Source organism: Microbacterium sp. NPDC056003 (genome assembly GCF_042274785.1).
Taxonomy (GTDB): Bacteria; Actinomycetota; Actinomycetes; order Actinomycetales; family Microbacteriaceae; genus Microbacterium.
On record NZ_JBHJXQ010000002.1, the window covers coordinates 437814 to 463761 of the forward strand.

Here is a 25948-nt window from a genome sequence, read left to right on the forward strand (position 1 = left end):
CTCCGGACGGGCCGCCTGATCCGGTGATCGGCACCGGGGCGGCGGGATGCTGCGATTCTACGCCCGTAGTCCGAGAACCGGCTCCGAGCAGGGCGTGTCAGCCGCGGTCGCCGCGCGCATCCAGCTTCTCGAGCAGCAGCGCCTCCGACAGCACCGCGTTGCGGAACGTCTCGAGGTGAAGCGATTCGTTGGGGCTGTGCGCGCGGGCGTGCGGGTCTTCCACGCCGGTCACGAGGATCTGCGCCCCGGGGAACTCCCGCACGAGGTCAGCGATGAACGGGATCGACCCGCCCACGCCGATGTCGACGGACTCGACCCCGTATCCCTCGTGGAGCGCCTCACGGGCGGCCTCGACCGCCCAGCCCGAGGTGTCGACCAGGAAGGCATCGCCGTAGTCCTGATCGGTGAACGTGAGCTCCGCGCCGAACGGGGCGTTCGCCCGCAGATGGGCCTCGATCGCTGCATAGGCGTCGCGCGCCGGCTGCCCGGGCGCGATGCGGGCGCTGAGGACGACGGAGATCTCCGGGCTCAGCGTGTTCGAGGCGTTGGCGACGCTGGGCGCATCGATGCCGGTGACCGTGATCGACGGCTTGTTCCAGATCCGGCTCAGGATCGTGCCGCGACCGATCGGCGAGACGCCGTCGGGCAGGCCGGCCTCGTCGCGCAGTGTCGCCTCGCTGTACTCCGGGGTCTCGGCATCCCTCTCGGTCAAGCCCGCGACCGCGACTGCGCCATCGGCGTCCCACAGCGTGGCGAGCAGCTTCACTGTGGCCATCATCGCGTCGGGCACCGCTCCGCCGAACATTCCGGAGTGCGACGCGTGGTCGAGCGTCTTCACGCGCATGGTGAAGCGCGTGTTGCCGCGCAGCGACACCGTGAGGGCGGGAGTCTTGTCGTCCCAGTTACCCGAGTCGGCGACGACGATGACGTCCGCGCGCAGCGCGTCGGCGTTGTCGGACAGGAACTGCGCGAACGAGCGCGAGCCCGCCTCTTCCTCGCCCTCGAAGAACAGCGCCACACCGAGGTCGAAGTCCTCGCCGACGGCCTCCTTCAGAGCACGGAGGGCCGCGATGTGCGCCATGATGCCGGCCTTGTCGTCGGCGGCGCCGCGACCGTACAGGCGTCCTCCTCGGACGGTCGGCTCGAACGGGGCGGACTCCCAGAGCGCCTCGTCGCCGACGGGCTGCACGTCGTGGTGCGCGTACAGCAGGATCGTCGGGCGCCCGTTACGGGCGGCCCGTGTCGCCAGCACAGCCGGCTGACCCTGTTCGTCGGTACCCGGGATCGCGGCGCGGCGGATCTCGACGGTCTCGAACAGCCCGGTCCTCCGCACGAGGTCGGCGACCGCCTCGGCGCTGCGCTGCACCGGAGCGGCGTCGAAGCCGGGGAAGGCGACCGACGGGATGCGCACGAGCGCACCGAGGTCGGCGAGGGCGGAGGGGATGCCGGAGGCCGCGGCGTCACGCACAGCATCCTGTCGGGAGAGCTCAGTGGTCATGCGGGTAATCTTAAGTGCACCCCCGCACCCGCACTTCCGAGGATCATCGTGGCCAAGAACTCCGCAGCTCCCGCGTCGAACGACGCTCCTTCCGACGGAACGGTCCTCAACGGCGTGCCGGTGACCGGCAAGGGGCGCGCCACTCCCAGCCGAGCGGAGCAGGAGGCGGCACGCAAGCGCCCCCTGGTCCCCGACACCAAAGAGGCCAAGGCACGCGCCCGCGCTGAGCTCCAGGCGCAGCGCGACAAGGCCCGCGTCGGCATGGCCGCGGGCGACCCTCGCTATCTCCCGGCGCGCGACCAGGGTGCCCAGCGCAAGTTCGTGCGCGACTACGTCGACGCCGGATGGCACCTCGGCGAGGCCGTCATGCCCGCGATGGTGGTCGTAATCCTCGCGACGTTCATCCCCGTGCCCGAGGTGCAGTACTACTCGTTCGTCGCGCTGTGGATCTTCATCCTCTTCGTCGTCGGCGACATGGTGCTTACGTCGATCAACGCCAAGCGCGCCGTGAAGGCCAAGTTCGGCGCCGACAAGATCGAGAAGGGCCTCGGCTGGTACGCGGCGATGCGCACCGTGCAGATGCGGTTCCTGCGTCTGCCCAAGCCGCAGGTCAAGCGCGGCCAGCGTCCGGTCTGAGCCGGGTCATCACCCACCCGGAGAAGATGATGCGGGATGCCGCGGCTCAGCGCGCGCGCACGAGTCCGCGGTTGATCTGCCGCGCCCACAGCGGACCGCGATAGAGGAACGCCGTGTAGCCCTGCACCAGGGTGGCTCCGGCATCCAACCGTTCCTTCACGTCGTCAGCGGTCTCGACGCCGCCGACGGAGATGACGCAGAATTCGGCAGGCACCGCGCCGCGCACGAGGCGCAGGACGTCGAGGGCGCGCGCCTTGAGCGGGGCCCCCGACAGTCCGCCGGCCCCCGCCTTCTCGACGACGGCGGGGTCGGTGACGAGGCCCTCGCGGGAGATCGTCGTGTTCGTCGCGATGAGTCCGTCCAGGCCGAGGTCGACGGCCAGCTGCGCGACGGCGACGACCTCGTCGTCGGGCAGGTCGGGGGCGATCTTCACGAGCAGCGGTGTCGCACCGGCCGCCGCGTGCACGGCTTCCAGCAGCGGGCGGAGCGTCTCGACCGCCTGCAGGCCGCGGAGGCCGGGCGTGTTCGGCGACGACACGTTGACGACGAGGTAGTCGGCGAGCGGCGCGAGGAGCGTGGCGCTGCGGACGTAGTCCGCGGTGGCGTCGTCGACGTCGACCACGCGGCTCTTGCCGATGTTGACGCCGATGACGCCGCGGCGCGTGCGTCGGCGCAGCTTCTCGAGCCGGCGCGCAGCGGCCTCGGCGCCGTGGTTGTTGAAGCCCATGCGGTTGATCACGGCACGGTCCGGAATCAGCCGGAACAGCCGGGGACGCGGATTGCCCTCCTGCGGGATGGCCGTGAGCGTGCCCACCTCGACGTGACCGAAGCCGAGCGCGAACAGCCCGGCCGCGCCCTTGACGTTCTTGTCGAAGCCTGCGGCCACGCCGAACGGCGAGTCGAACGAGAGGCCCAGTGCCGACGTCGCGAGCCGTGGGTCGGGGCGGGTCAGGGCGCGGACCACCCACGAGAAGGGCGGAACGCCGAGCACCCGGATGACCACCATCGCCGCGTGGTGCGCGGTCTCGGGGTCCATGCGCGACAGAACGGTCCGGAACAGGAGGGGATACATCCCGTCCAGGCTATCCGGTCGGCCGCGCGCGACCCGACCGGGCCTAATCGGCGATGGCGCGGACGGGACGGTCCTGGTGATCGGCTCGCAGCTGGTCGATCGCCGATTCGAAGTCCTCCAGCGAATCGAACGCCTGATAGACGCTCGCAAACCGCAGATAGGCCACTTCGTCGAGCTCGCGCAGCGGGCCGAGGATCGCCAGTCCGATCTCATTCGTGTCGAGCTGTGAGGCGCCGGTCTGACGAACGGTCTCCTCGACGGTCTGCGCGAGAACGGCGAGGTCGGCCTCCGTCACCGGTCGCCCCTGGCACGCCTTGCGCACCCCCGACATGACCTTCTCGCGGCTGAACGGCTCGATCACGCCCGAGCGCTTGATCACATTGAGGCTGGCGGTTTCGATCGTCGTGAAGCGGCCTCCGCACTCGGGGCACTGACGACGGCGACGGATGCTGAGACCGTCGTCACTGGTGCGGGAGTCGATGACGCGCGAGTCGGAGTGGCGGCAGAACGGACAGTGCATGGCAGAGACAGCCTACGCCCGGGTCAGCCGGCCGGCGTCTCGAAGCGGGCCACGACGGCTTCGCCATGGGCGGGCAGGGCCTCGGCCTCGGCGAGCACCACGATCGCGTCGCGCACGGCCTCAAGCGCGGCGTGGTCGTATTCGATGACCTGCTGCGGGCGCAGGAACGTCGACGCCGACAAACCCGCCGAGTAGCGGGCCTGCCCGCCGGTCGGCAGCACATGGTTGCTGCCCGCGAGGTAGTCGCCGAGGCTCACCGGCGAGTCGGCACCGACGAAGACCGCGCCCGCGTGCACGAACTGCTCGGGCTTCGGATCACGCAGGTGGAGCTCCAGGTGCTCGGGCGCGTAGGCGTTGCTGAAGGCGGTCGCAGCGTCGAGGTCGTCGACCAGGACGATCGCCGACTGCGGACCCGCGAGTGCCGCCGCGACACGCTCGGTGTGTCGGGTCGCTGCGGCGCGTGTCGCGACCTCGACCGCGACGGCCTCGGCCAGACCTTCGGAGTCCGTCACGAGCACCGCGGATGCCTGCTCGTCATGCTCGGCCTGGCTGATCAGATCGACGGCGACGAGTCGCGCGTCGGCGCTGTCGTCGGCGACGATGAGGATCTCGGTGGCGCCGGCCTCGGCATCCGTCCCCACCAATCCCGCCACGGCCCGCTTCGCGGCCGCGACGAAGTTGTTGCCGGGACCGGTGACGACGTCGACCGGGTCGAGGCCCAGCCCGCCGACCCCGTGGGCGAGCGCGCCGATCGCGCCGGCACCGCCCATCGCGTAGACCTCGTCGACCCCGAGCAGCTTCGCGGCTCCAAGGATCACGGGGTGCACGCGACCGCCCTGGTCGCGCTGCGGCGGAGAGGCGACCGCGATCTGGGACACACCCGCGACCTGCGCCGGAACGACGTTCATCACGACGCTCGACGGGTAGACCGCTTTGCCACCCGGAACGTAGAGCCCCACGCGCCGCACCGGCTGCCACCGCTGCATGACCCGCGCGCCCGGCGCGAGCTGCGTGGTGACCGGTGCGGGCACCTGTGCGGCGGATGCCTCGCGCACGCGCTCGATCGCCTGCTCGAGCGCGTCGCGCACGGCCGGATCGAGAGACTCGAGCGCCTCGTCGAGGTGCGACGCCGGAACCCGGATGTCGTGGCCCGTCACGCCGTCGAACTGCTCCGCCTGATCGCGCAGTGCCGTCTCGCCGCGCGAGGCGACGTCGGCGACGAGGCGCGCCGCCGTCGAGAGCGCCTCTTCGCGCGCAGCGGTCGCCCGCGGCACGGTGGCGAGGAGTTCGGCTGGAGACAGCGCGCGTCCCCGCAGATCGATCGTCCGGAGCATCCTTCTACGGTATCTCGTTCCTTGTGGCGCTCCGCCGGATCGAGTGCGACCACGCGAAGCGCGGACGTGTATCGAGATCCGCCGGATCGAGTGCGACCACGCGAAGCGCGGACGTGTATCGAGATCCGCCGGATCGAGTGCGACCCCGCAAAGCGCGGACGTGTATCGAGATCCGCCGGATCGAGTGCGACCACGCGAAGCGCGGACGTGTATCGAGATCAGCCGCGTGTGACGCCCGTGACGTCGTGCAGGTAGCCGATCCGGCCGTCCTCGTGGCGCACGACGAACACGTCGACGCGGTCCTCGATCACGAGCGCCCACGCGGTCGGGCCGATGCGGAACACCGGGATTCCGATCTCGTCGACGACGTCGCGCTCCTCGGGGACGAGCGCCCAGAATGCCTGATGACGCTGCGACGATTCAGCCGCCGGCTCGGCGGTGCTGCTCGGCGTCTCGACGGCCTCGTAGGTGTCGCGGGTGTGCGCGGGCTCGAAGGCCGTCGTGGCGGGGGCAGGCTCCTGCTCGGCGCGGGGCTCGGCGGATGACGTGGCGTCGTCGGGGAGCGGAGCGGCCCCGGCCTCCGAAGCGGCCCCGGCGCGCTGGGTCCCGTAGGCGGAGCCCGTGTCGTACGCGGTCGTGGTGTCGTACGCCGCGGTGGCCTCGGCCGCCGGCGGCGCGTACTCGGCGAAATCGGTGCCCGCGGGCTCCTCGTCGCGCGGCGCGGCGGGGCGGGGCGAGACCGGGCGGATCGGCCGGGCGTTGCGGTGTGCCGGCACCTCGGCGCGACCGCGGAAGTCCTGGCCGAGCGTCGGCAGAAGCGGTGCGAACACCGTGAGCACGACGCCGATGAGCATGAGGGCGAGCTCGACCCAGATCACCCACGTGCGCACCCAGCGCCCGCTGTCGATCCCGAACGCGACCGTCTCCCACACGAGCTGCAGCCAGACGATCACCGCCACCGAGAACGCCACCGATGCGAACTGGTCGATGCCCAGCGAGCCCACCCGCCGGATGCCGGTCGGCGAGAGCCGACGGAGGACGATCAGGAACACGGCGACGGTCGGCACGCCGATGGAGAGGATCCAGAGGATGCTCGCGGTCCACACCGAGTTGAAGCGTCCTTCGTCGATCGAGAAGAACGAAACGACGAACGCGACCAACCACACTCCGACGAGGGCGACCTCGCGGATCGAGAACGGCCCGACCCCGTACTGAGGCGGTTCGTCCTGGTGGTTCTGCCCTGCGGCGACGTCGAATTCCTCAGCACGCTGATCGTCGGTCACGATGTTCCCTTCCGGCCGCGCACGGCGGCATACGTCGTTTTCATGCTACTCACGCCTCATGAGACGGAAATGAGATGGGATGCCGCTCAGCCGAGGCACTGCGGGCCGAGCAGCCCCTTGAGCTCGCCGTAGAGATCGGCGGTGAGCCGCACCTGATGCGGGATCTCGAACACTTTGGCCGCCGAACCGCTGTGCAGCTTGATCGTCACCTCGGTCTCGCCCTGGTGACGCTCGAGCATCCGGGCGAGTTCGCCGATCGTCGCCTCGCTCGCGCGGCGCTCGGGCAGGAGGAGCACGAGCGGCCCCGAGGCATCCATCGCCCCCAGATCGGGTGCGAATGCCGACTGCGCGTGCAGGTTGAGTCCGTCGTCGCGCCGCGACACGCGACCGCGCACCACCAGGATCGAGTCGGCCACCAGCATCGAGCTGAACTCGGTGTAGGTCTTGCCCATGAACATCACGGTGACCTCGCCGTTGAAGTCTTCGACGGTGATCATGCCGTACGGATTGCCGCTGGCCTTGGCCACGCGGTGCTGCACGCTCGTCACCAGCCCCGCGATGGTCACCTGGTCGCCGTCGTTGACGTCTTCGGACGAGAGCAGGTCGTGGATGCTGGTCGACGCGTGCTTGGCGAGCGGGATCTCGAGTCCGGCCAGGGGGTGGTCCGAGACATAGAGACCGAGCATCTCGCGCTCGAACGCGAGCTTGTCCTTCTTCGTCCACTCGGGCCGCTCGGGCACTTTGGCCGGGATGACCTCCTCGGCCTCGTCGTAGAGGCTGTCGAAGTCGAATCCGATCGCGCCGGTCGCCGCCTTGCGCTTGGTCTCGACCGCGGCCTCGGTGGCGTCCTCGTGGATCTCCATGAGCGCCCGGCGGGTGGAGCCGAGCGAATCGAAGGCGCCCGCCTTGATGAGCGACTCGACCGTCCGCTTGTTCGCGACGTGGATCGGCACCTTCGTCAGGAAGTCGTGGAAGCTCGCATACCCGTCGTCGGCACGCGCCGCGACGATGCCGTCGACCACGTTCGCGCCGACGTTGCGGACGGCGCCCAGGCCGAAGCGGATGTCTTCGCCGACGGCCGCGAAGTAGCGGATCGACTGCCCGACGTCGGGCGGCAGCACCTTGATGCCCATGCGGCGACACTCGTTGAGGTACACCGCCATCTTGTCCTTCGAGTCGCCGACGCTCGTGAGCAGCGCGGCCATGTACTCGGCCGGATAGTGGGCCTTGAGGTACGCCGTCCAGTACGACACGAGTCCGTACGCGGCCGAGTGCGCTTTGTTGAAGGCGTAGTCCGAGAACGGGAGGAGGATCTCCCACAGTTTCTGGACCGCCTCGTCGGAGTACCCGTTCGCGTGCATGCCCGCCTGGAAGCCCTCGAACTGCTTGTCGAGCTCGGACTTCTTCTTCTTGCCCATCGCGCGGCGCAGGATGTCGGCCTGACCGAGGCTGAAGCCGGCGACGCGCTGCGCGATCGCCATGACCTGCTCCTGGTAGATGATCAGGCCGTAGCTGGTGTCGAGGATGTCGGCGAGCGACTCGCGGAACTCCTCGTGGATCGGCGTGATCTCCTGCTGGCCGTTCTTTCGCAGGGCGTAGTTGATGTGCGAGTTCGCACCCATCGGGCCTGGACGGTACAGCGCGATGACGGCCGAGATGTCTTCGAAGTTGTCAGGCTTCATGAGCCGCAGGAGCGAGCGCATCGGCCCGCCGTCGAGCTGGAAGACACCCAGGGTGTCGCCGCGAGAGAGCAGCTCGTACGACTCGGCGTCATCGAGGGTGAGGTCTTCGAGCACGAGCGGGTGGCCGCGGTTCGCCTCGATGTTGTCGAGCGCGTCGTTGATGATCGTGAGGTTGCGCAGCCCCAGGAAGTCCATCTTGATCAGGCCGAGCGACTCGCACGCGGGGTAGTCGAACTGCGTGACGATCTGGCCGTCCTGCTCCCGCCTCATGATCGGGATGATGTCGATCAGCGGCTCGGACGACATGATGACGCCGGCGGCGTGGACGCCCCACTGACGCTTCAGGTTCTCGAGCCCGACGGCGGTGTCGAAGACCGTCTTGGCCTCGGCATCGGTCTCGATCAGCGCGCGGAACTCGGAGGCCTCTTTGAAGCGCGGGTGGCTCTTGTCGAACATGCCCTCGAGCGGCATGTCTTTGCCCATGACGGCGGGCGGCATCGCCTTGGTGAGCTTCTCCCCCATGCTGAACGGGAAGCCCAGCACGCGCCCGGCGTCTTTCAGCGCCTGCTTCGCCTTGATCGTGCCGTAGGTCACGATCTGCGCGACGCGCTCGTCGCCGTACTTCTCAGTGACGTACTGGATGACCTCGCCACGACGACGGTCGTCGAAGTCGACGTCGAAGTCGGGCATCGAGACGCGGTCGGGGTTGAGGAACCGCTCGAAGATCAGGCCGTGCTGCAGCGGATCGAGGTCGGTGATCTTCATGGCGTACGCGGCCATGGAGCCCGCACCGGAGCCACGCCCGGGACCGACGCGGATGCCGTTGCGCTTGGCCCAGTTGATGAAGTCGGCGACGACCAGGAAGTAGCCCGGGAAGCCCATCTGAACGATGACGCTGGTCTCGTACTCGGCCTGCGAGCGCACCTCGTCCGGAATGCCACCGGGGTACCGGTCGCGAAGTCCGTTCTCGACCTCCTTGACGAACCACGACTCTTCGGTCTCGCCCGGGGGCACGGGGAACCGGGGCATGTAGTTGGCGCTGGTGTTGAACTCGACGTTGCAGCGCTCGGCGATCAGCAGCGTGTTGTCGCAGGCTTCCGGGTGGTCGCGGAACACCTGGCGCATCTCGGCCGGGGTCTTGACGTAGTAGCCGTCGCCGTCGAACTTGAAGCGCTTCGGGTCGTCGAGCGTCGACCCCGACTGCACGCACAGAAGAGCCGCATGGCTCGACGCATCGTGCTGGTGCGTGTAGTGGAGGTCGTTCGTCGCGACGAGCGGGATGCCGAGGTCTTTCGCGATCTTCAGCAGATCGGTCATCACGCGGCGCTCGATCGAGAGTCCGTGGTCCATGATCTCGGCGAAGTAGTTCTCTTTGCCGAACAGGTCCTGGAACTCGGCCGCCGCCGCGCGTGCCGCGTCGTACTGGCCCAGGCGCAGGCGTGTCTGGACTTCGCCCGACGGGCAGCCGGTCGTCGCGATCAGGCCCTTGCCGTACTTCTGCAGCAGGTCGCGATCCATGCGGGGCTTGAAGTAGTAGCCCTCGATGCTCGCCAGCGACGACAGCCGGAACAGGTTGTGCATACCCTCGGTGGTCTCGGAGAGCAGCGTCATGTGGGTGTACGCGCCCGAGCCCGACACATCGTCGTCGTTCTGCTCGGGGGTCCCCCACCGCACACGGGCCTTGTCGGAGCGGTGCGTGCCCGGCGTGACGTAGGCCTCGATGCCGATGATCGGCTTGATCCCGGCATCTTTCGCGGTCTTGTAGAACTCGTACGCCGCGAACGTGTTGCCGTGGTCGGTGACCGCGATGGCGGGCATCTCGAGGCGCGAAGCCTCCTGCACCATCGGGCCGATGCGCGCGGCTCCGTCGAGCATGGAGTACTCGCTGTGGACATGCAGGTGAACGAAGGAGTCGGATGCCACGGATCGAGCCTAACCAGCCCCGCAGACACCTCGGTGCCGCGCGCCGGGATGGGGCCGAACGACCGGGCCAGGTCGCTTCACCCTCGAGTCGAGGGTAAGGGTTGCGCCCTCGCGGGGACCCTGTGGCGCACAACATCGGAGATCCTTCGCGACACGCCGGGAACGGATGCCGCGGCCCGGCGTGTCCGCTGCGATCTCCGATTCTGTGCGCGGCGAGGCACGGCACGGCACGGCACGGCACAGGCACGTCCGCGCGTGGCGGGGCACAGCGGTGAGCCTAGGGTGAGTGTCATGCCCACACCCGACTTCGTCGTCCGGCTCCGCGAGCAGATCGGCACCGCTCCGCTCCCCCTCGTGGGGGTCACTGCGGTGGTGTTCCGGGACGAGAAGGTGCTGGTCGGGCGGCGGGCCGACAACGGCCGGCTGCAGTGCATCTCGGGTATCGTCGACCCCGGCGAGCAGCCCGCCGACACCGCCGTCCGGGAATGCGCGGAGGAGGCCGGCGTCGCCGTGCGCGTCGAGCGGCTCGCCTTCGTGCACACGCTGCCGCGGCTGACCTACCCCAATGGGGATCAGGTCGACTTCGTCGACCTCGTCTTCCGGTGCAGCTGGGTGTCGGGCGACCCGTATCCCGCCGATGGCGAGCTCATCGAGGTCGGCTTCCGCGGGTTGGAGGAGCTGGGCGACATGGAGCAGGAACAGGTGCGGCGCATCGCCCTGGCCGTCGCCGAGGACGATCCCGCGAGCTTCGAGGGCGGCCGGCCCAAGTGAGTCGGAGCACGGAAGACGCCCGCGTCAGCGGAGGTCGAGCCGCATGAGCACACGAGGGAAGCCGTTGATGACCGAGTCGGTGCCTGCCGCCTTGCGGAAGCCGGCCTTCATGAACAGCTTCTTGGTGCCGACGTAGGCCATCGTGAGATCGACCTTCCGGCCGCGGTTGTCGACGGGATAGCCCTCGATCGCGGGCGCCCCGTTGTCCTCGGCGAAGGCGACGGCACCGGCCAGGAGTGCATGCGAGATGCCGTGGCCGCGATGCCCCGGGCGCACCCGGAGACACCACACGCTCCACACGTCGAGGTCGTCGACGTGCGGGATCTTGCGGTTCGTCGCGAACGCGGTGTCGGCGCGCGGGTGCACACCCGCCCAGCCGACGACCTCGTCGCCGTCGTAGGCCAGCACGCCGGGCGGCCCCTCCTTCATGAGCTCGCGCACCCGCTCACCCCGCGCTTCGCGGTGCAGCGAGAGGTTCTCCTTGCTCGGCACGCGGTAACTGAGGCACCAGCAGACGTCGGCGTCGGGCCTCTTCGGGCCGACCATCGTGCGCAGATCGGCGAACTTCGTGGCGGGAACGACCCTGATCGATGACGTCACCGTCTCAGCCTGGCACCGGCGTCCGACACGCGTATCGGACCGTGTCGTCAGTCGCCGCGCAGCACCTCGAGGGCGCGGGCCAGATCGGGCGGGTAGGGCGACGCGAACGTGACCCAGTCCCCCGTCGACGGGTGCGCGAACGACAGCTCGTGCGCGTGCAGCCACTGCCTCGTGAGTCCGAGGCGCGCCGCGAGGGTCGGGTCGCTCCCGTACAGCGGATCGCCGACGCACGGGTGCCGGTGGGCGGCCATGTGCACGCGGATCTGGTGGGTGCGCCCTGTCTCGAGGTGGACCTCGAGGAGGGATGCCCGGGGGAAGGCCTCGAGCGTCTCGTAGTGCGTGACCGAGTCCTTGCCGTCGGGGGTCACCGCGAACTTCCACGAATGGTGGGGGTGACGGCCGATGGGTGCATCGATCGTGCCCGCGAGCGGGTCGGGATGCCCCTGCACGATGGCATGGTAGATCTTGTCGACCTCGCGCTCCTTGAACGCGCGCTTCAGCACGGTGTAGGCGTGCTCGGTCTTCGCGACGACCATCAGACCGCTCGTGCCGACGTCGAGGCGATGCACCACACCCTGGCGCTCCGCGGCGCCGGTGGTCGCGATGCGGTAGCCGCCCGCGGCCAGGGCGCCGAGCACCGTGGGTCCTTCCCAGCCGAGCGAGGGGTGCGCCGCGACGCCGGAGGGCTTGTCGACCACGACGATGTCGTCGTCGTCGTACACGATGCCGAGGTCCGGCACCTCGACGGGGACGATGCGCGGCTCCTCCTTGGGCGTCCACGAGACGTCGAGCCACGCGCCGCCCCGCAGCTTGTCGGACTTCGCGAGAGTGCGTCCGTCCATCGTGACGCCGCCGGCGTCGGCGACGTCGGCCGCGAATGTGCGCGAGAACCCCAGCATCTTGGCGAGGGCCGCGTCGACGCGGGTGCCGTCGAGGCCGTCGGGGACGGGAAGACTGCGCGACTCCACGTCAGTCCTTTGCGGAATCGGATGCCGCGGCATCCGGTTCTCCGTCGCCGCCTGCGCCGCCGGCGCTCGCGCCGGCACCGCCGCCGGTCGCGGCCGCCTTTCGCGCCTCGCGCGTGCCGTCGAGGTGCAGGCCGACGAGCACCAGGAGCGCGACGCCGATCATCATCGAGACGATGAAGATGTCGGCGATGTTGTAGATGGCCGGCATCATCCACGGGGTGTTGATGAAGTCGATCACGTGGCCGACCGGGAAGCCCGGCTCGCGGAACATGCGGTCGGCCAGGTTGCCGAGCACGCCGCCCAGGAGCAGTCCGAGCGCGACCGCCCACAGCCGTGACCTCACGCGGGTGGCGGCGAGCCACACGATCGCCACGGCGACGGCGGCCAGTGCGATGGTGAAGATCCAGGTGACACCCTCGCCGAGCGAGAACGCGGCGCCGGGGTTCCGGACGAGATAGAAGATCAGGAAGTCGCCGATGACGGGAACCGGCTGCTCGTACGGCAGGTTCTCGAGGGCGAGCTGCTTGGTGAACTGATCGGCGGCCAGCACCACCACCGCGAGGAACGCGATGATGGCGCCGGCCGCCGCCTTGCGAAGGGGGGGCCGGTCTGCCAAAGGGCAGGCCTAGAGGCCGATGGCCGAGACCGGCGTCGAGCCCGAAGACGTGGACGTGGTCTCGAGGTCGCGCAGCTGGCCCTCGATGTAGCTGCGCAGCTGCGCGCGGTAGTCGCGCTCGAAGTTGCGCAGCTCCGAGATGCGCGACTCGAGCTGAGCGCGCTCACGGTCGAGCTTGGCGACCTCGTCGCGGCCGCGCGACTCGGCCTCGGAGACGATCTGTGCGGCCTGGGCCTTGGCGTCGGCGATGAGCTGGTCGCGCTGTGCGCGGCCCTCGGCGACGTGCTCGTCGTGGAGGCGCTGAGCGAGCTCGATGATGCCGGCGCTGGCGGCACCGCTCGGCGCCGACTCGGCGGCAGCAGGGGCGGCGGGCGCGGGCGCCGGAGCGGGAACCGGCTCGGCGGCGCGGGCGGGAGCGGGAGCGGGAGCGGCACCCGACTCGTAGGCAGCCAGCTTGGCCTTCAGCTCCTCGTTCTCGGCGAGGGCCTTGCGCCACTCGACGACGATCTCGTCGAGGAAGTCGTCCACCTCGTCGGGGTCGAACCCCTCCTTGAAGCGGACGTGCTGGAACTGCTTGGTGACGACGTCATCGGGGGTCAATGCCATGGTGATTCCTCTTTCGAGCGCTCAGGTCGCTGGCCGATGTCGGGGCCGACCCGCCGGCGGCTGGTCGTATCAAGCAAGCATAGCCGCGGGTTCCCGAGAGTGTCGAAGTACGACGGCGTTCCCGCAGCCGATTCGTCAGATCGCGATGGCGCGCGTGACGCTCAGCAGAATGAAGCACAGGAGCATCGTCAGGGCGAACCCGAAATCGATCGCGATCGCGCCGACCCGCAGCGGAGGGATGAACCTGCGGAACAGCTTGATGGGCGGATCGGTGACGGTGTAGACGATCTCGGCAGCGACCAGTCCCGCGCCCTTCGGGCGCCATTCACGGTTGAAGAACGGGATCCAGTCGATGATCAGCCGCGCGAGCAACAGGAAGACGTAGAGGAGCAGTGCCAGATTCAGGATCGAGGCGATGAGTTGGACGACGGCCACGGATCCAGACTACGGCTGTGCGAAGGGAACGGACTCCGGGTCGGCCTGTGCGACCGCTCCGTCACCGGACACCGCGACGTTCTCGGGCGAGAGCAGGAAGACCTTGCTGGTCACACGCTCGATGCGGCCGTAGAGGCCGAGCGAGAGCCCGCTCGCGAAGTCGATCAGGCGGCGCGCGTCGGCGTCGCTCATCTGCGACAGGTTGATGATGACCGGGATCCCGTCTCGGAAGTTCTCGGCGATCACCTGGGCGTCGCGATACTGCTTGGGGTGCACCGTGAGGATCTCGCTGATCGCGGTCGGCGCCGGCTGACGCACGACGGCGGGGCGGTGCAGCGGGGTGACCGGGGCGGCCTTCTCGACGACCGCTTCGGGCTTGCGGCTGCGCGGCTGCGGCGCGGGCTCGTCGTAGACCTCTTCCTCGTCGGCGAGGCCCAGGTACACCATGGTCTTCTTGAGCGGGTTCGACATCGCATCCTCCGTAGTGCTCATCTGTTCCGAGATTAACCGTGCAGGGGCCGTGGGCCCGTGATTGCCGAGCCGATCCGCAGGTGTGTCGCGCCTGCGGCGATCGCTTCGGCGAAGTCCGCCGTCATGCCGGCGGAGATCCAGTCGGCGTCCGGCACGACCGCCCGGACGGTGTCGGCGAGGCCCGGCAGCTGCGCGAAGGCGGCCTCGGGCGCGACATCGAGCGGTGCGACCGCCATGATGCCCCGCACGCGCAGGCTGGGCAGCGCGGCGGTGTGGGTGGCGAGACCCTCGAGGTCGACCGGAGCGACGCCGCCGCGGCCGGGGTCGTCCGTCAGGTTGACCTGAAGGAGCACGTCGAGCACCGGCGCGTCCGGCCCGGCGGCCGCATGCAGGGCATCGGCGAGCTTCGCGCGATCGACGGAGTGGACAGCGGATGCCGCGGCCCGGATCGCCCGCGCCTTCTTGGTCTGCGCCTGCCCGATGAAGTGCCAGTGCAGGTCGGTGAGGTCGCCGGCCTCGGCGACCTTGGCCGAGAACTCCTGCTGACGGTTCTCCCCCACGTCGCGCACGCCGAGCGCGTACAGCTCGCGCACGAGCGAGACGGGGTGGAACTTCGTCACGACGATGCGCGTGAGCGCGGCCGGGTCTCGCCCGGCCGCGCGCGCGGCATCCGCAATCCGCTCGTCGACGTCTGAGAGACGATCGACGAGCGCTCCTGCGAGCTCAGGGGTGTCTGGCACGGTGTGTCGGTCTCTGAGCTCGTCGACGGATTACTTGAGGAAGTCGGGGATGTCGAGGTCGTCGTCGCCGAACGCCGAGTCGAACGACGACTCGGGAAGTGCGGCGCCGACAGACACCGGCTCGGCCTCGCGCTCCTGCGCGGCCGCCTCGTCGGCGGGCAGCGCCGGCACGGCGGGCGTCGTCACGATCCGCGAAGCGGTGATCGGCTCGATCCGCTGCTGCGGCTCGCCACCGTCGAAGCCCGCGGCGATGACCGTGACGCGCACCTCGTCGCCGAGGGTGTCGTCGATCACCGTCCCGAAGATGATGTTCGCCTCGGGGTGCGCCGCTTCCTTCACCAGCTGCGCGGCGTCGTTGATCTCGAAGATACCGAGATTCGAGCCGCCCTGGATCGAGAGCAGCACGCCGTGCGCGCCCTCGATCGAGGCCTCGAGCAGCGGCGATTCGACGGCGAGCTCGGCCGCCTTGATCGCGCGGTCCGCTCCCCTCGCCGACCCGATGCCCATCAGGGCCGACCCCGCTCCCTGCATGACCGACTTCACGTCGGCGAAGTCGAGGTTGATCAGGCCCGGCGTCGTGATGAGGTCGGTGATGCCCTGCACACCGGCGAGGAGCACCTGGTCGGCGGTCGCGAACGCCTCGATCATCGAGATGCCGCGGTCGCTGATCTCGAGGAGGCGGTCGTTGGGCACCACGATGAGGGTGTCGACCTCTTCCTTCAGCTTGCCGACACCGGTCTCGGCCTGCTGCTGACGCCGGCGGCCTTCGAACGAGAACGGCTTGGTGACGACACCGATGGTGAGGGCGCCGATCGACTTGGCGATCTTGGCCACGACCGGCGCGCCGCCCGTGCCCGTGCCGCCGCCCTCGCCCGCGGTCACGAAGACCATGTCGGCGCCGCGCAGCGCCTCTTCGATCTCTTCGGCGTGATCCTCTGCCGCACGTCGCCCGACCTCGGGGTCGGCGCCGGCGCCGAGGCCGCGGGTGAGCTCGCGGCCGACGTCGAGCTTGACGTCGGCGTCGCTCATCAGCAGCGCCTGGGCGTCGGTGTTGATGGCGATGAACTCGACGCCGCGCAGGCCGAGCTCGATCATGCGGTTGACGGCGTTGACGCCGCCTCCGCCGACCCCGACCACCTTGATGACGGCGAGGTAGTTCTGGTTCTGGCTCATGCCGGCCTCCGTAGCCCTGGACCTGTCGAAACCTTCAACCTCTAGTAGAGGTATAAAGAATTGCCCGGTATGCAATTCCTGAATTGAAGGTAAGCGGATGCCGCCACCCGGCCGGGACCGGGGTGGGCGTGTCGCGACATCTCGTCCGATAACGGTGTCGCGAGGGGTCAGCGGATGACGATCGCCGTGGGAGACGACACGTCGTAGACGCTCACACCGGCGGGCGGGCGCGACACCATCGCCTTGCCGAGGGTCAGTGCCTTCATCGCGGAGTCGTCGGCGCTCCCCCACACCACGGTCGTCCTCGTGCCCCCGAGACGCAGGCTCACGTCGTCGGGGGTCGAGGCCGTGACGCCCGTGACCTGCGACCGGATCTCGTCAGGCAGCGCGTGCATGATCCGCCCGGCCGCGGTGAACGCGTCGGACGAGACGCCGCCGCGGATGTCGAGGAGCGGCACGCCGGTCATCGGGGTCTGCGTGGTGGACAGCGCGACACCGGCGGCATCGACCAGTGTGTAGCCGGCAGGAGTCTCGATCAGGCCGATCGGCAGGCGCTCCACGATGCGCACGACGAGCTCGTGCGGCGGCCTCGCCTCGAGCGTGTACGACTGCACGAGCGGGAAGGTGACGAGCGCCGCCTTCACCGCGCTCTCATCGACGAGCGGCAGCGGCGTGCCGAGCTGGTCGCCGAGCGCAGCCCGCACGTCGGCTTCGTCGAGCTGCTGGACGCCCTCGACGGTGATGGTCTCCACGGCGAACAGCGGACTGTACGCCGCGCCGATCGTCGAAAGGGCGAGGACGAGGAGGGATGCCGTCACACCGATCCAGACCGCACGGCGTCGTCGCTGCCGGGCCGTGAATCGCCGCACCTCGGCGCGCAGGGCCTTGCGCCGGGCGCGCGCGGCGCGCCACACCTCGCGGATCCCCACCGCGTCGTCGGCGAAGGAGGCGTCCGAACCGTTCGCGTCCCCCGCCGGTAGCGGGACGGGAGCGGCGCGGCCCGCGCTCCCGATCGCCTCAGCGGAGTCGATCGGGATGACCGCCGCGTCGCCGGCTTCCTCGACCGCGCGGTCGGTGTCATCGACCGCTGACGTCGCGTCGCCCGCAGGGGCGGCACGCCGGGTCTCGCCGCTGACGGGCGGCGGGAGCGGCGACGGCCGGCGCATCGGCTGCTACTCCCCCGGGTTGTCGAGGGACGTGGAGCGCTCGAGGGCGTCGAGCACCTGCGGGATGATGAGGTTGACGTTGCCGCAGCCCAGGGTGATGACGTAGTCGCCGTCGCGCGCGACCGACGCGGCGTAGTCGGCCGCCTCCTGCCAGTCGGGCACATAGTGCACGTGAGCCGGGTCGGCGAAGGCGCCGCTGACGAGCTCGCCGGTCACACCGGGGACCGGATCCTCGCGGGCGCCGTAGACGTCGAGCATCACGGTGTGGTCGGCGTGCGTCTCGAGCACCTCCGCGAACTCGCGGTACATCTCCTGCGTGCGCGAGTACGTGTGCGGCTGCTGGATCGCGATGATGCGGCCCTCCCCGACGACCGTGCGCGCGGCCGCCAGCGCCGCGGCGACCTCGGTCGGGTGATGGGCGTAGTCGTCGTACACGCTGACGCCGCGCTTCGTGCCGTGCAGCTCGAAGCGGCGCACCGTGCCGGCGAACTCCTCGACCGCGCGGACGGCGGGCTCGAGCTCGAAGCCGAGGGTCAGGAGCACCGCGACGGCGCCGGTGGCGTTGATCGCGTTGTGCGCGCCGGGAACGGGGAGCCGGCCGGCGACCGCGACGCCGTCGTGGCTGATCGTGAACGACACCGGACCCTCCGTGCGGATGTCGGCCACCCGGACCGCCGCGTCGAACGCCTCGCCGAAGGTGACCACGCGCTCGTGCGTGAGCCTCTCGGTGACGAGGCGTGCACCCGCATCGTCGGACGAGATGACGACGGCCTCACGGGCCTCGTTGCCGAAACGGGCGAAGGCGTCGTAGAACGCGTCGGCGGAGCCCCAGTGGTCGAGGTGGTCGGGGTCGACGTTGGTGATGAGCGCGACCGACGTGTCGTAGAGCAGGAACGTGCCGTCGGACTCGTCGGCCTCGATGACGAAGAGGTCGTCGGTGCCGCTGCCGCTCGACACCCCGAGCTGGGCGATGACGCCGCCGTTGACGAACGTGGGATCGGTGCCGAGCGTCCGCAGCGCGGTGACGATCATGCCCGTCGAAGTCGTCTTGCCGTGGGCGCCCGCGACAGAGACGAGGCGGCGGCCGCCGATGAGCCAGTAGAGCGCCTGCGACCGGTGGATGACATGCAGCCCGCGCTGCTTGGCCAGCAGGAACTCGGGGTTCTCGGGCCAGATGGCGCCGGTGTGCACGACGGTGTCGACGTCGTCGCCCAGGTTCGCGGCGTCATGCCCCACGTGCACCGTGGCACCCAGCGCGGCCAGTTCCCGCAGGCCTGCGCTGTCCGCGCGGTCCGAGCCCGAGACGCGGATGCCGCGCGCGAGGAACATGCGGGCGAGGCCCGACATGCCGGAGCCGCCGATGCCGATGAAGTGGGCGGCCTCGATGTTCTCGGGGATGGGCAGGGTGAGGTCAGGTCTGATCATGACCCGTCAATCCTAAGTTGGGGTCGGGATGCCGTGGCCCCGGCGCGCCCGTCCCCCATCGCGATCGAACGTGCGTGGGACCTCTCGGGACGATCGTCTCGTGCCGCGGCCGCGCTACCGTGGGCCACATCGAGCACCGCCTGCAGGAGGTCCCGCATGATCACCATCGACTCCGCGTCGCCCGTCCCGCCGTTCGAGCAGCTGCGCGGCGGACTGGTCGACGCGATCTCGTCCGGCGAGCTCCCGGCGGGGCAGCGCCTGCCCACGGTGCGACGACTGGCCGAAGACCTCGGCCTGGCGCACGGGACCGTCGCCCGCGCGTACCGCGAGCTCGAGGCATCCGGTGTGATCGAGACCCGCGGACGCAACGGGACATTCGTGTCGTTCAGCGGCGATCCCGCGCACCGGGCCGCGCAGCAGGCGGCGACGATGTTCGCCGAGCAGATCCGCAGTCTGCGCTTCGACCCCGACGAAGCCCTCGCTCTCGTCGCTGCGGCGCTGCGCGGCGGTGGCCCGGAGAGCGCCTGACCCCGTTCAGCGCCCGAGGGCCATGTCGATGAGGGCGATCACGTTCTCGGTGCCGTTTCGAGTGCCGACGGATGCCGCGGCCGCCGTCATGGCCGCGCGACGACTCTCATCGGCCAGCAGCGGCACGATGTCGCTGCGCACGCGGTCGGCGGTGAAGTCGGCGTCCGCGATGAGGATGGCCGCGCCGGCGCGGACGGCCGACGAGGCGTTCAGGGCCTGCTCGCCGTTGCCGACGGCGTACGGAACGTAGACGGCGGGGATCCCGAGCGCGCCGATCTCACTCACCGTCGCGGCGCCGGCGCGCGACACGATGAGGTCGGCGACGGCGAACGCGAGGTCCATCCGGTCGACGTAGCGGCGCACGGCGTAGCCGGGCTCGCCCGGGTCGGTGAGCGTCGACCGCTCCCCCGTCACGTGCAGCAGCTGCCAGCCGGCGGCGAGCACGTCGCGCCAGGCCGCGCCGTGGCCCTCGCCGAACGCCTCGTTGAGGCGCTGCGCGCCGAGCGAACCGCCGAAGACCAGCAGCACGGGGCGGTCTGGGGCGAGCCCGAAGTGCGCCGCCGCCTCGGTCCTGCGCGCGGCGCGGTCGAGCTCGACGATCTCGCGACGCAGCGGCATCCCGACCACGCGCGAGCGCTTGAGCGGAGTGCCGTCGAAAGCGACGCCGACGGCGGCCGCGGTGCGCGCGCCGAGCACGTTCGCGAGACCCGGCCGCGCATTCGCCTCGTGCACGACGAACGGCACGCGTGCGCGGCGGGCGGCGAGGTACGCGGGCGCCGACGCGTAGCCGCCGAAGCCGACGACCACGTCGACGCCGCGCGTGGCGATGTGCGAGCGCACCTGGTTCACCGCGCGCGGGAACCGCACCGGGAAGGCGGCGGCCGCCGAGTCGGGACGACGTGGGAAGGGCACCTTGTCGACGAAGAGCAGCTCGTAGCCGCGCTCGGGCACGAGCCGGGCTTCGAGGCCTTCGCGGGTGCCGAGCACGAGCACCTCGGCGCCGGGATCCTGCGCCCGCAGCGCATCGGCCACGGCGAGAAGAGGATTGACGTGTCCGGCGGTGCCGCCGCCGGCGAGCAGATACGTCGTCACCCGACGAGCCTAGCCGCCCGGTCGGGCGCCCGAAGCCGCCCGGTCGGGCGCCCGACCGGGCGCACCCGACGGCTGTCGGCGCGTCGCGTCCGCAGCGTCAGCGGGCCGCGCGGGCGGCCCGTGAGGCGCGTGCCGCCTCGATCGCGGCCTGGCGCTTGGCCACCGCCGCGGGCAGAGTGCGGGCGAACGACAGCAGCACGCCCGAGGCGACGAGCACCGAGACCAGCGACGTGCCGCCCTGTGACATGAACGGGAGCGGCACGCCGAGCACCGGGAAGACGCGGAGCACGACGCCGATGTTGATGAGCGCCTGGCCGACGATCCACACCGTGATGGCGCCCGCGACGATGCGCACGAAGGGGTCATCGGTCTTGCGGATCACGTGGAACGCGCCAACGGCGTAGAGCGCGAACAGGGCGAGCACGACGGCGCAGCCGATGAGGCCGACCTCTTCGCCGACGATCGCGAAGATGTAGTCGTTCGCGGCGGCAGGCAGCCAGTCGTACTTCTCGCGCGAGTTGCCGAGGCCCAGTCCGAAGACGCCGCCGTTGGCGAGCCCCCAGATTCCGTGGAGCGGCTGGTAGCACGAGTCGAGGTAGTCCGCGATGCAGTTCTGGTCGAGGAAGCTCATGATGCGCCGCATGCGGTTGGGGCTGGTCACGGCGAACACCGCCATGCCCACGATCGCGAGGATGAGCGGGATCACGAACAGCCGCAGCTTCACGTTCGAGAAGAAGAGCGCGCCGAGCAGGATCAGCACGAGCACGATCACGGTACCCAGGTCGTGACCGGCGAGGACCGTCGCGAACACCGCGACCGACACCGGCACGATCGGGATGAAGACGTGCTGCCACTTGCTCAGCAGCGTCTGCTTGCGGAAGAGGATGAACCCCAGCCACAGCGCGAGTGCCAGCTTGAGGAACTCCGACGGCTGCGCCTGCATGCCGGCGATGTTGATCCAGTTGCGATTGCCGTCGTTGTCGACGCCGAGCGGCGTGAACACCAGCAGCTGGAACGCCGTCGCGACGATCAGCGCGGGCCAGGCGATGCGCTTCCAGAACGACACCGGCACGCGGCTCGCGATGAACATCAGCGGCACGCCGATCATGGCGAAGACCGCCTGCTTGAGCACGGCTTCATACGGAGGCAGCCCGGCGGCCGTCGCCACGGCGGACGTGGCCGACAGGATCATCACCAGCCCGAAGAACGTCAGCAGCAGCGCCGTCGACGAGATCAGCAGGAACTCGCTGGGCACCGGGGCGAACACGCGCCCCAGCGACACCCGCGCGGCGAGGCCGCCGCCGCGGAACGAGGCGTCAGGCGGCGTCGTCGGGGTCTGACGGGTCCGCGACTGCGTCGTGCTCATCGCCGGCCCCCGTTCCGATCCGTTCCCTCACCGCCGCCGCGAAGCGCCGGCCTCGGTCCGCGTAGGACGAGAACTGGTCGAAGGATGCCGCGGCGGGGGCGAGCAGAACGACGTCCCCGTCACGCGCGATCCCGGCCGCCAGTTCGACGACCCGCGTCATGACCTCTTCAGTCTCCGCGTCGTCCACCTCCCAGACCGGCACCGCGGGCGCGTGTCGCTCGAACGCGGCGACGATGGCGGTGCGATCCGTGCCGATCACGATCGCGGCTTTGGCGCTCGCGCCCCGCTCCGACACCAGTGCCGCGATGTCGACGCCCTTCAGCAGACCGCCGACGATCCACACCGCACCCGGGTAGGCCGTCAGCGAGGAGGCCGCGGCGTGCGGATTGGTCGCCTTCGAGTCGTCGACCCATGTGACGCCGGCGTGCTGCGCGACGACCTCGATCCGGTGGGGATCGAGCCGGAAGCCGCGCAGGGCGTCGCGGATGTCGGCAGGTGCCACGTCGAGCGAGCGGGCCAGCGCCGCTGCGGCGAGGATGTTCGCCGCGACGTGCGGCGCGGCGAGGCCGAGCTCGGCGAGCTCGGACACCGTCGTGAGCTCCAGCGCGCTGGTGCGACGGTCCTCGAGGAACGCGCGGTCGACGAGGATCCCGTCGACGACGCCGAGGTCGCTCGGCCCGGGCACGCCGAGGTCGAAGCCGATGGCGCGTGCGCCCTCGACCACCTCGGCGTCTTCGACCATGGCGCGAGTCGCGGCATCCGCTTTGTTGTACACGCATGCGACCCGCGTGTTGTCGTACACGTGGGCCTTCGCGTCGCGGTACGCCTCGAACGACCCGTGCCACTCGAGGTGGTCATCGGCGAGGTTGAGGCACACTGCGGCATGCGGCGAGAGCGGTGCGGGCCCGTCCTGCAGGCCGAGGTACCAGAGCTGGTGGCTCGACAGCTCGACGACGAGGGCGTCGAAGCCGTTCGGGTCGCGCACCGCGTCGAGCACCGGGGTGCCGATGTTGCCCACCGGCGCGGCGCGCAGCCCGCCGGCGACGAGCATCGACGCGGTCAGCCGTGCGGTGGTGGTCTTGCCGTTCGTGCCGGTGATCAGCACCCACTCGGCGGGCGTGCCGTCCGGCCGGGTGACCTTGTCGCGCACGCGCCATGCGAGCTCGATGTCGCCCCACAGCGCGATGCCCGCGTCGCGGGCCCAGGAGATGAGCGGATGCCCCGGCGCGAAGCCGGGCGAGGCGACGACGACCTCGGGCGCGAAGTCTGCGAGCTCCTGCGGCACGACGTCGAGCGCGCCCGTCCAGAGCCGGGCGCCGATCACCGGCACCAGCCTCGCGTACTCCTCGTCGGCCTTCTCGCTCACGACGAGCACCTCTGCGCCCAGCTCGGCGAGGGTGTCGGCGACGGAGAAGCCGGTCACCGAGAGGCCGAGCACGGCGACCCGCCGCCCCTTCCAGTCCGCGTACCAGCTGGTGAGCGAGTCGAGACGCTGTGAGGTCATGTGCGCGAGAGCCATTCGACGTAGAAGAAGCCGACGCCCGACACGGCGAGCAGACCGGCGATGATCCACATGCGCACCACGATGGTGACCTCCGACCATCCGCGCAGCTCGAGGTGGTGGTGGAACGGGCTCATGAGGAAGAGTCGCTTGCCGCGCGTGACCTTGAAGTACAGGCGCTGCAGGATCACCGAGCCGGGGCCGATGATGAAGACTCCGGCGACGAGCACGGCGAGCAGCTCGGTGCGGGTGAGGATCGCCATCGCGGCGATCACGCCGCCGATCGCCATCGAGCCGACGTCGCCCATGAAGACCTTGGCCTTCGGCGCGTTCCACCAGAGGAAGCCGACGAGGGCGCCGACGAACGCCGCGGAGATGATCGCGAGGTCGAACGGGTCGCGGGTCGGGTAGCACGCGGCTTTGGCCGCCTCCGACAGGCCGTCGCCGCCCCAGCAGGCCTGGTTGAACTGCCAGAACGCGATGAGGCTGTACGCGCCGGTGACGAAGATGCCGGCGCCGGCGGCCATGCCGTCGAGCCCGTCGGTGACGTTGACGCTGTTCGAGAAGGCGACGCCGATGAACGTGATCCATGCGAGGTAGAGGATCCATCCGGCGATGAGGCCGAAGGTCATGAACCCGAGGACGGGGACGTCGCGGAAGATCGAGACGTACGGCGATGCCGGTGTCTCGTCGAACCCGTTCGGGAACATCAGCGCGACGACGCCGAACGGCACCGTGACGATCACCTGGCCGACGACCTTGCGCCAGCCGCTGAGTCCCATGAAGCGCTGCTGTCGCACCTTCATGTAGTCGTCGATGAAGCCGACCGCCCCGAGGCCCACCATCATCCAGATGACGAGCAGGCCCGAGACGGTGGGCGGGTTGTTGCCGACCATCCCGCCGACGAGGTAGCCGACGATCGTGCCGACGATGAAGATCGTCCCGCCCATCGTGGGCGTGCCGCGCTTGGCCTTGTGATTGGGGTTGCGGATGTCTTCCGGCGTGCGGATCACCTGTCCCCAGCCCCACTTGCGGAAGAGCCGCAGGAAGACAGGGGTGAGGAACAGCGTGAATGCCAGCGAGATCGCGGCTGCAGTCAGGAGTGATCTCACGAGAACGATTCTCCCAGACGATCGCCGAGGAACCGCAGACCCGCCGAGTTCGACGACTTCACCAGAACCCGGTCGCCGTCGCGCAGCTCGCCCTTCAGGTACTCGAACGCCTCGTCGGCGGTCGCGAAGAAGACGGCCTCGGCGTCCCATGACCCCTGCGCGACGGCTTCGAGGTACATGCGACGGGCGTCCTGGCCGACCACGACGATCCGCTTGATCCCCAGGCGCACCGCGAGCAGGCCGACGCGATCGTGCTCCTCCTCGGCGTGCTCGCCGAGTTCGCTCATGGCGCCGAGCACGGCGACGGTGCGCTCGCCGGGGCCGGTGATCTGCGCGAGCGTCCGCAGTGCAGCGGCCATCGAGTCGGGGCTGGCGTTGTAGGCGTCGTTGATGATGCGCACGCGGTCGGACCCGAGCGGCTGCATGCGCCAGCGCTCCGCGATCTCGACGGTCTCGAGCCGGGTGACGCAGTCCTCCAGCGAGACGCCCAGCGCCGTCGCTGCGGCGATGGCGGCCAGCGCGTTCATCACGTGATGCTCACCGAGCACACGCAGCTTCAAGGGCGCGGTCACGCCGCCGGCAGTGACCTGGAAGGAGGTTCCGGATGCCGTCACCACCACGTCGTCCGCGCGCACCTGCGCGTCGGGCCCGCGGCCGAACCAGAGCACGTCGACGCCGCGCTCGGCGGCGATCTTCGCCATCGCGGCCACACGGGCGTCGTCGGCGTTGAGCACCGCAAGCCCGCCGGGGCGGATGGAGCGCACGAGCTCGGACTTCGCCAGGAAGGTCGCCTCGATGCCGCCGAATCCGCCTGCGTGTGCCATGCCGACCATGAGCACGATGCCGATGTCGGGCTCGACGAGACCGGCGAGCCGGGCGATCTCGCCGGGTGCGCTCGCACCGAACTCGCTCACGAGGTACTTCGTGTCTCCGGTCACGCGCAGCATCGTCAGCGGAGCGCCGACCTCGTTGTTGAACGATGCCTTGGGCGACACCGTCTCACCCTCGCCCTCGAGGATGCGGGCGAGGAGGTTCTTGGTGGTCGTCTTCCCGTTCGAGCCGGTGATCCCCACGGCCCGCAGCGCACCGCGGTCGCGGACCTGCGCGACGACCGTCCGGGCCAGGTCGGCCAGCGCGTCCACCGCCGAGGGCACCACGATCTGCGTCAGGGCCGCCCCTTCGACGGGGTGCTCCACGATGGCGACGGATGCGCCCGCCTCAGCCGCGGCGCCGACGAACAGGTGCCCGTCGGTCTCCTCCCCCGGCTTGGCGACGAAGATGTCTCCGCGGGCGATCAGGCGGGAGTCGGTGTCGACGGTGCCCGAGACGACGGTCTCGGAAGAGTCGCCGTCCGCGAGGACGGCCTGACCCCGGACGGCACGGGTGAGCTGGGCGATGGTGAGGGGGATCATGTGGTCTCCGGCCGGATC

Annotated in this window: 24 protein-coding genes; 3 read left to right on the forward strand and 21 right to left on the reverse strand. The window is 70.1% G+C overall.

All coding sequences use genetic code 11. The annotated features are described in order from the left end of the window. Nucleotides 1-97 precede the first annotated feature (97 nt). Complete coding sequence (locus ACFC1W_RS11415) at nt 98-1498, reverse strand: dipeptidase (protein ID WP_375992437.1); 1401 nt, start codon at nt 1496-1498, stop codon at nt 98-100. 48 nt (nt 1499-1546) lie between these two features. Here ACFC1W_RS11415 and ACFC1W_RS11420 point away from each other — a divergent pair, with 48 nt between their 5' ends. Then, the gene (locus ACFC1W_RS11420) at nt 1547-2134 is read left to right on the forward strand and encodes a DUF3043 domain-containing protein (RefSeq protein ID WP_375992440.1); all 588 of its coding nucleotides are present in this window, start codon (nt 1547-1549) and stop codon (nt 2132-2134) included. A 46-nt stretch (nt 2135-2180) separates the two neighbouring features. Here the strand turns inward: ACFC1W_RS11420 and ACFC1W_RS11425 are convergent, their stop codons facing one another. The 5 genes from ACFC1W_RS11425 to dnaE all read right to left on the reverse strand — a co-directional run bounded on the left by ACFC1W_RS11425 (nt 2181) and on the right by dnaE (nt 9948). Beyond that, a complete protein-coding gene (locus ACFC1W_RS11425; protein ID WP_375992443.1) occupies nt 2181-3206 on the reverse strand; it encodes a quinone-dependent dihydroorotate dehydrogenase in 1026 nt (341 codons plus the stop codon). Nucleotides 3207-3249: 43 nt separating this feature from the next. Further along, entirely contained in the window at nt 3250-3726 is a 477-nt protein-coding gene (nrdR, locus tag ACFC1W_RS11430) for a transcriptional regulator NrdR (RefSeq protein WP_375992446.1), read from the reverse strand. A 23-nt stretch (nt 3727-3749) separates the two neighbouring features. Beyond that, nucleotides 3750-5060: a histidinol dehydrogenase gene (gene hisD / locus ACFC1W_RS11435; protein WP_375992449.1), complete on the reverse strand. Its 1311-nt coding sequence runs from the start codon at nt 5058-5060 to the stop codon at nt 3750-3752. Between the two features lie 218 nt (nt 5061-5278). Further along, a complete protein-coding gene (locus tag ACFC1W_RS11440) occupies nt 5279-6343 on the reverse strand; it encodes a hypothetical protein (RefSeq protein WP_375992452.1) in 1065 nt (354 codons plus the stop codon). Nucleotides 6344-6429: 86 nt separating this feature from the next. Continuing rightward, nucleotides 6430-9948 (reverse strand): DNA polymerase III subunit alpha, encoded by a 3519-nt coding sequence (gene dnaE, locus ACFC1W_RS11445; protein ID WP_375992455.1) that lies wholly within the window; start codon nt 9946-9948, stop codon nt 6430-6432. Between the two features lie 291 nt (nt 9949-10239). Here dnaE and ACFC1W_RS11450 point away from each other — a divergent pair, with 291 nt between their 5' ends. Continuing rightward, nucleotides 10240-10719, forward strand: coding sequence for an NUDIX domain-containing protein (locus tag ACFC1W_RS11450; protein WP_375992457.1), 480 nt, complete (start codon nt 10240-10242; stop codon nt 10717-10719). A gap of 24 nt (nt 10720-10743) precedes the next feature. Here ACFC1W_RS11450 and ACFC1W_RS11455 read toward each other — a convergent pair whose 3' ends face one another. The 10 genes from ACFC1W_RS11455 to murC all read right to left on the reverse strand — a co-directional run bounded on the left by ACFC1W_RS11455 (nt 10744) and on the right by murC (nt 18919). Next, the gene (locus ACFC1W_RS11455; protein WP_375992899.1) at nt 10744-11265 is read right to left on the reverse strand and encodes a GNAT family N-acetyltransferase; all 522 of its coding nucleotides are present in this window, start codon (nt 11263-11265) and stop codon (nt 10744-10746) included. Between the two features lie 101 nt (nt 11266-11366). Then, nucleotides 11367-12287: an RluA family pseudouridine synthase gene (locus ACFC1W_RS11460; RefSeq protein ID WP_375992459.1), complete on the reverse strand. Its 921-nt coding sequence runs from the start codon at nt 12285-12287 to the stop codon at nt 11367-11369. Between the two features lies 1 nt (nt 12288). Next, on the reverse strand, nt 12289-12903 hold the full coding sequence (gene lspA / locus ACFC1W_RS11465) for a signal peptidase II (protein ID WP_375992461.1): 615 nt from the start codon (nt 12901-12903) through the stop codon (nt 12289-12291). Between the two features lie 9 nt (nt 12904-12912). Then, complete coding sequence (locus tag ACFC1W_RS11470) at nt 12913-13509, reverse strand: DivIVA domain-containing protein (protein ID WP_375992464.1); 597 nt, start codon at nt 13507-13509, stop codon at nt 12913-12915. A 135-nt stretch (nt 13510-13644) separates the two neighbouring features. Then, on the reverse strand, nt 13645-13944 hold the full coding sequence (locus ACFC1W_RS11475; protein ID WP_375992467.1) for a YggT family protein: 300 nt from the start codon (nt 13942-13944) through the stop codon (nt 13645-13647). A 9-nt stretch (nt 13945-13953) separates the two neighbouring features. Further along, a complete protein-coding gene (locus ACFC1W_RS11480) occupies nt 13954-14415 on the reverse strand; it encodes a cell division protein SepF (protein WP_191766594.1) in 462 nt (153 codons plus the stop codon). Between the two features lie 32 nt (nt 14416-14447). Beyond that, nucleotides 14448-15155, reverse strand: coding sequence for a YggS family pyridoxal phosphate-dependent enzyme (locus ACFC1W_RS11485; RefSeq protein WP_375992470.1), 708 nt, complete (start codon nt 15153-15155; stop codon nt 14448-14450). A gap of 30 nt (nt 15156-15185) precedes the next feature. Then, nucleotides 15186-16328: a cell division protein FtsZ gene (gene ftsZ / locus ACFC1W_RS11490; RefSeq protein WP_191766252.1), complete on the reverse strand. Its 1143-nt coding sequence runs from the start codon at nt 16326-16328 to the stop codon at nt 15186-15188. A gap of 167 nt (nt 16329-16495) precedes the next feature. Beyond that, on the reverse strand, nt 16496-17494 hold the full coding sequence (locus ACFC1W_RS11495; RefSeq protein WP_375992473.1) for an FtsQ-type POTRA domain-containing protein: 999 nt from the start codon (nt 17492-17494) through the stop codon (nt 16496-16498). A gap of 6 nt (nt 17495-17500) precedes the next feature. Beyond that, nucleotides 17501-18919, reverse strand: a complete 1419-nt coding sequence (murC, locus tag ACFC1W_RS11500; RefSeq protein ID WP_375992476.1) for a UDP-N-acetylmuramate--L-alanine ligase — start codon at nt 18917-18919, stop codon at nt 17501-17503. A gap of 156 nt (nt 18920-19075) precedes the next feature. On the opposite strand from murC, the gene ACFC1W_RS11505 reads away from it, so the two are divergent. Next, complete coding sequence (locus tag ACFC1W_RS11505; RefSeq protein ID WP_375992478.1) at nt 19076-19447, forward strand: GntR family transcriptional regulator; 372 nt, start codon at nt 19076-19078, stop codon at nt 19445-19447. Nucleotides 19448-19453: 6 nt separating this feature from the next. Here ACFC1W_RS11505 and ACFC1W_RS11510 read toward each other — a convergent pair whose 3' ends face one another. The 5 genes from ACFC1W_RS11510 to murF form a co-directional block, all read right to left on the reverse strand. Further along, on the reverse strand, nt 19454-20539 hold the full coding sequence (locus ACFC1W_RS11510) for a glycosyltransferase (RefSeq protein WP_375992481.1): 1086 nt from the start codon (nt 20537-20539) through the stop codon (nt 19454-19456). Nucleotides 20540-20636: 97 nt separating this feature from the next. Then, nucleotides 20637-21905, reverse strand: coding sequence for a putative lipid II flippase FtsW (ftsW, locus tag ACFC1W_RS11515; protein ID WP_375992484.1), 1269 nt, complete (start codon nt 21903-21905; stop codon nt 20637-20639). Further along, nucleotides 21856-23409, reverse strand: coding sequence for a UDP-N-acetylmuramoyl-L-alanine--D-glutamate ligase (gene murD, locus ACFC1W_RS11520; RefSeq protein ID WP_375992487.1), 1554 nt, complete (start codon nt 23407-23409; stop codon nt 21856-21858). Before murD ends, ftsW begins: the two co-directional genes overlap by 50 nt. After that, nucleotides 23406-24518: a phospho-N-acetylmuramoyl-pentapeptide-transferase gene (gene mraY, locus ACFC1W_RS11525; RefSeq protein ID WP_241110846.1), complete on the reverse strand. Its 1113-nt coding sequence runs from the start codon at nt 24516-24518 to the stop codon at nt 23406-23408. Before mraY ends, murD begins: the two co-directional genes overlap by 4 nt. After that, entirely contained in the window at nt 24515-25930 is a 1416-nt protein-coding gene (gene murF / locus ACFC1W_RS11530) for a UDP-N-acetylmuramoyl-tripeptide--D-alanyl-D-alanine ligase (RefSeq protein ID WP_375992491.1), read from the reverse strand. The genes mraY and murF overlap by 4 nt, the downstream gene beginning before the upstream one ends. Between the last annotated feature and the right edge of the window lie 18 nt (nt 25931-25948).

Coding starts and splice junctions, on each gene's coding strand:
- ACFC1W_RS11470 (WP_375992464.1), bottom strand. CDS start 13,509: ATGGCATTGACCCCCGATGACGTCGTCACCAAGCAGTTCCAGCACGTC.
- ACFC1W_RS11425 (WP_375992443.1), bottom strand. CDS start 3,206: ATGTATCCCCTCCTGTTCCGGACCGTTCTGTCGCGCATGGACCCCGAG.
- ACFC1W_RS11415 (WP_375992437.1), bottom strand. CDS start 1,498: ATGACCACTGAGCTCTCCCGACAGGATGCTGTGCGTGACGCCGCGGCC.
- ACFC1W_RS11495 (WP_375992473.1), bottom strand. CDS start 17,494: ATGCGCCGGCCGTCGCCGCTCCCGCCGCCCGTCAGCGGCGAGACCCGG.
- ACFC1W_RS11450 (WP_375992457.1), top strand. CDS start 10,240: ATGCCCACACCCGACTTCGTCGTCCGGCTCCGCGAGCAGATCGGCACC.
- ACFC1W_RS11480 (WP_191766594.1), bottom strand. CDS start 14,415: ATGTCGAACCCGCTCAAGAAGACCATGGTGTACCTGGGCCTCGCCGAC.
- ACFC1W_RS11505 (WP_375992478.1), top strand. CDS start 19,076: ATGATCACCATCGACTCCGCGTCGCCCGTCCCGCCGTTCGAGCAGCTG.
- ftsW (WP_375992484.1), bottom strand. CDS start 21,905: ATGAGCACGACGCAGTCGCGGACCCGTCAGACCCCGACGACGCCGCCT.
- murC (WP_375992476.1), bottom strand. CDS start 18,919: ATGATCAGACCTGACCTCACCCTGCCCATCCCCGAGAACATCGAGGCC.
- ACFC1W_RS11455 (WP_375992899.1), bottom strand. CDS start 11,265: ATGGTCGGCCCGAAGAGGCCCGACGCCGACGTCTGCTGGTGCCTCAGT.
- murF (WP_375992491.1), bottom strand. CDS start 25,930: ATGATCCCCCTCACCATCGCCCAGCTCACCCGTGCCGTCCGGGGTCAG.
- ftsZ (WP_191766252.1), bottom strand. CDS start 16,328: ATGAGCCAGAACCAGAACTACCTCGCCGTCATCAAGGTGGTCGGGGTC.
- murD (WP_375992487.1), bottom strand. CDS start 23,409: ATGACCTCACAGCGTCTCGACTCGCTCACCAGCTGGTACGCGGACTGG.
- hisD (WP_375992449.1), bottom strand. CDS start 5,060: ATGCTCCGGACGATCGATCTGCGGGGACGCGCGCTGTCTCCAGCCGAA.
- nrdR (WP_375992446.1), bottom strand. CDS start 3,726: ATGCACTGTCCGTTCTGCCGCCACTCCGACTCGCGCGTCATCGACTCC.